General features: G+C 68.7%; 5 protein-coding genes. 3 read left to right on the top strand and 2 right to left on the bottom strand.

Annotation, left to right across the window (positions count from 1 at the left end; translation table 11 throughout):
• Nucleotides 1–100 precede the first annotated feature (100 nt).
• Together V6M46_RS18375 and ddaH are read right to left on the bottom strand one after the other, a co-directional pair.
• A complete protein-coding gene (locus tag V6M46_RS18375; RefSeq protein WP_332667762.1) occupies nucleotides 101–2,194 on the bottom strand; it encodes a CHAP domain-containing protein in 2,094 nt (697 codons plus the stop codon).
• A gap of 113 nt (nucleotides 2,195–2,307) precedes the next feature.
• A complete protein-coding gene (ddaH, locus tag V6M46_RS18370) occupies nucleotides 2,308–3,177 on the bottom strand; it encodes a dimethylargininase (protein WP_332667759.1) in 870 nt (289 codons plus the stop codon).
• A gap of 145 nt (nucleotides 3,178–3,322) precedes the next feature.
• On the opposite strand from ddaH, the gene V6M46_RS18365 reads away from it, so the two are divergent.
• The 3 genes from V6M46_RS18365 to infA all read left to right on the top strand — a co-directional run.
• Nucleotides 3,323–3,790 carry an Lrp/AsnC family transcriptional regulator gene (locus V6M46_RS18365; protein ID WP_332667757.1) on the top strand — a complete coding sequence of 156 codons (468 nt, stop codon included), beginning with the start codon at nucleotides 3,323–3,325 and terminating at the stop codon, nucleotides 3,788–3,790.
• A 140-nt stretch (nucleotides 3,791–3,930) separates the two neighbouring features.
• Nucleotides 3,931–4,791, top strand: coding sequence for a serine hydrolase (locus V6M46_RS18360; RefSeq protein ID WP_332667755.1), 861 nt, complete (start codon nucleotides 3,931–3,933; stop codon nucleotides 4,789–4,791).
• A 171-nt stretch (nucleotides 4,792–4,962) separates the two neighbouring features.
• Nucleotides 4,963–5,142, top strand: a 180-nt coding sequence (gene infA / locus V6M46_RS18355; RefSeq protein ID WP_332667753.1) for a translation initiation factor IF-1, incomplete at its 3' end; no start/stop codon positions are given.

The raw sequence follows: 5,142 nt of genomic DNA, 5'->3' as shown, positions 1-5,142 counted from the left end.
GAGCATCACCTGGGGCAATGGCTATCCCACCGAGTCGTACGACGTGCAGAAGGTCGGCGACCGGTGGAAGGTCGTGTTCGACTCCGCGGCCTGACCCGGCTCAGCCGATCGTGACGGTCTTGCTCAAGGTCGCCGACGTCACGGTCGCCGTGGGACGGAACGTGAAGTCGTACGTCTGCACGCCGGAGGCCTGGCCGGTCAGTGTCAGCGTGGCCCGGCCATCCACGACCGTGGCGTCGCGGTACTGGTCGCCGGCGAAGCGGACCCGGACCGTGCCGTCGGGCGCCGCGATGCCCGCGGCGGCCACCCGGATGGTGAACGTGACGCGACGGGCGCCCGGCGCGGCCGACACGCTGAGGGTCGACCTCGCCTTGGCCCAGCCGGTCTCGGCGGTGGTGGCGGTCCGCGTCGTGTAGCCGGAGGCCGAGAACCGGACCCGGGCCGACAGCCTGTGCCCCAGGTCGCCGACGGTGATGCGGCGCGAGCGGCCGGTGGCTCCGGTCAGCACCTTGCCGTCGCGCAGCCACTGGTAGCGCACGGTCGCGCCGGGCGGTGTGTACTGACCCGGCGACACCGACACCGTGGAGCCGAGCCGCGGCAAGCCGGTGATGGTCGGAGCGGTCTGGCTCAGGATGCGCCCGTAGCCGATCTCGGCGGTGCTGTAGGACAGCGCCGAGTTCGTCACGAAGCCGTCCTTGCGGGCGTAGACCCGCACCTGGATCCGCGCGCCCAGATCACGACTCCTCGGGATGAACGACGAGCCCGTCGCGCCCGTGATCGGGACACGGTCGGCGTACCACTGATAGGCGTACGTTCCGGCGGGTGACCATGCGCCCGTCGAGGCGGTCAGCCGTGAGCCGACGCGGGTGTGGCTGCCCGTGATGGTGGGCCGTGACCTGAGCGCGAACGTGCCCCGCACGACGTTGCCGGTCGGCGCCGAGCTCGCCGTCGTCGTGGCGTAGCCGTCTCGGCGGGCCGTGACCTTGACCGTCACCGGCAGGCCGATGTCCGCGGCGCGCGGCACGTACGTCGGGCCCTCGGCACCGCTGACGGCCGTGCCGCCGACCAACCACTGGTAGGTGTACGCCAGGCCGGGCTTCGACCACGTGCCGGGCTGTGCGGTGAGGGTCGAGCCGACCTTCGGGAGGCCCGAGATCGCCGGCTTCGTGGTCGCGCTCAGGAGGCCCGGCGCGACCACGGCGGTCGGGGCGGACGTCGACGAGACGCTGGCGTAGCCGGTCTTCGAGGCCGTGACCGTCACGGAGACCTGGCGTCCGACGTCAGCGGGACCGGGTGTGAAGGTCGTGCCGGTGGCGCCCGGAACCGGCGTTCCGTCGAGCCTCCATCGGTAGAGGTACGTCGCACCGGTGGGCGACCAGGTGCCCTTCGTCGCCGTCAGGGTCGAGTCGACGCGAGGTGTGCCGCTGATCGTCGGGGCGGTCGTGGCGCTGAGGGTTCCGGGGGCGACCGTCTTCGAGACGGAGTAGGCCCGCGCCGTCGGCCAGCCCGGGCGGGAGGCCGTCACGGACACCGACAGCTGCTTGCCGAGCTGCGCGGACGTCGGTGTGTAGTACCTGCCGACCGCGCCGGTGATGTTCACGCCGTCCGCGCGCCACCGGTAGACGTACGTGTTGCCCTTGGGCGTCCAGTCGCCACCGGATGCGGTCAGGGCGCCGCCGACCTTGACCGTGCCGCTGAACGACGGCCGGATGTTGTTGACGATCTTGAGGTCCTTGAAGTGGATGAAGCCGTCGGGCCAGCCAGAGCCCGACTTGGTGATCTTGCGCCAGTCGAAGGCTCCGCTCCAGTTGGACTCCGAGACCCAGATCTCGCTCGAGGACACGATCCTCTCGACGTACGCGACGTGGTGGCCGGTCTTGCCCCACCAGGCGACCGATCCCAGCGCGGGCGTCGAGTTGGTGACCGAGGCCATCGCGTAACCCCAGTCCTGGGCATTGCCCACGCCGGAATTGGGCCGGACGTTCGGCATGCCGTTGGTCGTGACGAGGCGGTAGGCGACGTAGTTGGTGCAGTTGGTGCCGGTGTACATCCGCCAGTAGCTCGTCGACTTGTGCGTCGCGTAGCCGTAGTGGGAGTAGCCCCTGTCGCTGCACGACGAGTAGCCCGTGCAGAGCACCGTGGAACTGGCCTGAGCGGCGGAGGTCGGCACCAGGAAGGCAGCGCAAAATAGCATGACGAGGAGGATCCGGACGCGCGACACGCCGTTACCTTACGTGACTGGTGGGGCTCGTGTGACTGGAATGACGTGAAAACCGCGGTCGACGGGGCCCGGCCCCTGCGTCCGACCTAGCGGTGAAGCTCCATCGTGCAGCACTTCACGCTGCCGCCCGACTTGATGTACTCGCTCAGGTCCACCGGGACGGGGGAGTATCCGCGCTCCTTGAGCGAGGCGGCGAGGCCCGTCGCGGCGGACGGCAGCACGACGTGATGGCCGTCGCTGACGGCGTTGAGGCCGAGCACCCGGGCGTCGGCCTCGGAGCAGATCACGGCGTCAGGGAACAGGTCACGCAGGGTGCGCTGGCTGTGCTTGCTGAACGCGCCGGGGTAGTAGGCGATCTCGGCCGGGGAGTCACCGTTGCCGTCGTCCAGGACGGCGATCGCGACGTCGAGGTGGTAGAAGCGAGGATCGACGAGCTCGAGCGAGACGACGGGCCGGTCGATCGCTTCCGCGGCCTCGATGTGCGCCGCGAGGGACGTACGGAACCCCGTGCCGGCGAGGATCATCGAGCCGAGCGCCAGGAAGTCGCCCTCGCCCTCGTTGGTGTGGGTGGGTTCGGCGACGCTGACGCCGGACAGGCGGAGCCAGGTCGCGTACGCGTGACCCTCGGCGGCCCGCTCGGGGAAGCGGAACTTGGCGCCGTACGCACGACCGCCGACGACGAGGCCGCCGTTGGCGGCGAACACCATGTCGGGCTGGTCCGGCATCGGCTCGATCAGGTCGACGCGGTGGCCGAGGCTCAGGTAGGTGTTGCGCAGGACTTCCCACTGCAGGTGCGCGCGCTTGACGTTGACCGGATTGGCGGTGTCCATCCAGGGGTTGATCGCGTAGGTGACCTCGAAGTGCGTCGGTGTGCACATCAGGTAGTGGCGAGTTCTCGACTTCCGGACGTGCGGGGCAGCGGTGCGGGTGACGGTGCGAGTGTCGAGAACAGTCAACGTATGCCTCCAGGGGTGAGCTCTTACGCAATGAATCAATGCTAGAGCCGCCATGGGCGGAGCAACGAATCAGAAACCGTTGATCCACCCAGCGATTTGTTGCGTCATTTGTGATTCCGCGACAGATTCTTGCAATACTGTGCGAATGGACGACCTGGATCGCAAGCTCATCGGCTGCCTGCTCGAGGACGGACGTGCGAGCTACGCCACGATCGGCGACCGCATCGGCCTGTCGGCCCCCGCCGTCAAGCGGCGCATGGACCGCCTGCTCGCCGACGGCGTCATCAGCGGGTTCACCGCCGTGCTCGACCCTGACCTGGTCGGCTGGAGCACCGAGGCGTACGTCGAGGTGCACTGCAAGGGCACGATCTCGCCCGATGAGCTGCGCGCCGCCTTCAGCCGGGTGCCGGAGGTGCATGCGGCGGCGACGGTGTCCGGTGCCGCCGACGCGATCCTGCACATCGTGGCCAAGGACGTCCGTGATCTCGAGCGGGCGCTGGAGCGCGTACGTATCGAGACCGACAACATCGACCACACCGAGACCGCGATCGTGCTGTCCCGGCTGATCGAGCGCTACGGCCCCGGCCAGTCCGAGTTCAGCCCACCGGCCTGAGCGAGCCTGCTGGCCGAGACCGTCTGGAATGCTCTTCACAGCGTGCTGACACCTGACGTCGAGGGGTTGCCCAGCCCGGGTTCATAGCGTCGCTGTCGTGGAAACCGACAGGAAACAGCGCGATGCCTAGCGTCCTCGGCATGGCGAAATCGTCCGCGTACTGGCTCGTGGGCCTGCTCGTGAGCGCCCTCGTGGTGGTCGCCGGGCTGACGCTGGCATCGCAGGACTCGAGCGCCGCGACAGCACCGGCGGCAACGACGACCGCGACGCCGGCGGCCACGACCGGCACCACCGAGCCGGTCGAGCCCTCGACGGCAGCGCTCGAGGCGATCGCCACCGATGCGTCGTTCTCCGTCGCGGCCGTCGAGGTCGGCACGGGGGAGACCCTGACGTACGGCGACGGGTCGTTCGACACCGCGAGCATCGTCAAGGTCGACATCCTCGCCGCGCTGCTCCACCGGGCCGAGCAGGACGGGCGTACGCTCACCGCCTCCGAGCAGAGACTGGCGACGGCGATGATCGAGCGCAGCGACAACGACGCCGCGACCACGCTGTTCCACGCGGTCGGCGGCAAGGCGGGCCTCGAGGCGTTCAACGACGTCATCGGGCTTACCGACACCGTGATCGGGTCGAACGGCTACTGGGGCCTCACCCAGACCACGGCGACCGATCAGCTGAAGCTCCTCCGGGTGGTCTTCGGCGCCGACTCGGCGCTCAGCGCCGACTCCCGGGCGTACGTGCGGGGGCTCATGTCGAACGTCGTCGACGAGCAGAACTTCGGCGTCTCCGCCGCCGCGGACGACGCCGACGACGCAGCGCTCAAGGTCGGCTACCTGCAGCGGTCGGCGACCGGGCTGTGGGACGTCACGAGCATCGGCGAGATCGAGGCCGGCGGTCACACGTACCTCGTCGCGGTGCTGTCGGACGGCAACGTCAGCTTCGACAGTGGTGTCGCGCTGGTCGACCAGGTTGCCCAGGCGGCGGTCGCGGGCCTGTCGTGACGGGGCGGATTTGAGTCTGCCGCCCGGGTAAGCGTAGAATCGAGAGTCGGCCTTTTCAGGTCTGCATTCCCATGCCGTGGTCACCGCTCAGGCGGCTTCGCTGGGGTGCGCCAGAACGGGTCGATCGGCCGACGAGCTACATCAGAAGCAAAGCGACACAAAGAAGAGGTTATGGCGAAAAAAGAAGGCGTCATCGAGATGGAAGGCGCCGTAGTAGAGGCACTTCCCAACGCGATGTTCCGCGTGGAGCTGGCCAACGGCCACAAGGTTCTCGCGCACATCAGCGGCAAGATGCGCCAGCACTACATCCGCATCCTCCCCGAGGATCGCGTTGTGGTGGAGCTCTCGCCG

The sequence above is a fragment of the Aeromicrobium sp. genome (genome assembly GCF_036676885.1).
Classification (GTDB): Bacteria; Actinomycetota; Actinomycetes; order Propionibacteriales; family Nocardioidaceae; genus Aeromicrobium.
The sequence above is the reverse complement of the archived record's forward strand: the minus strand, read 5'-3'. Positions and strand labels throughout refer to the sequence as shown.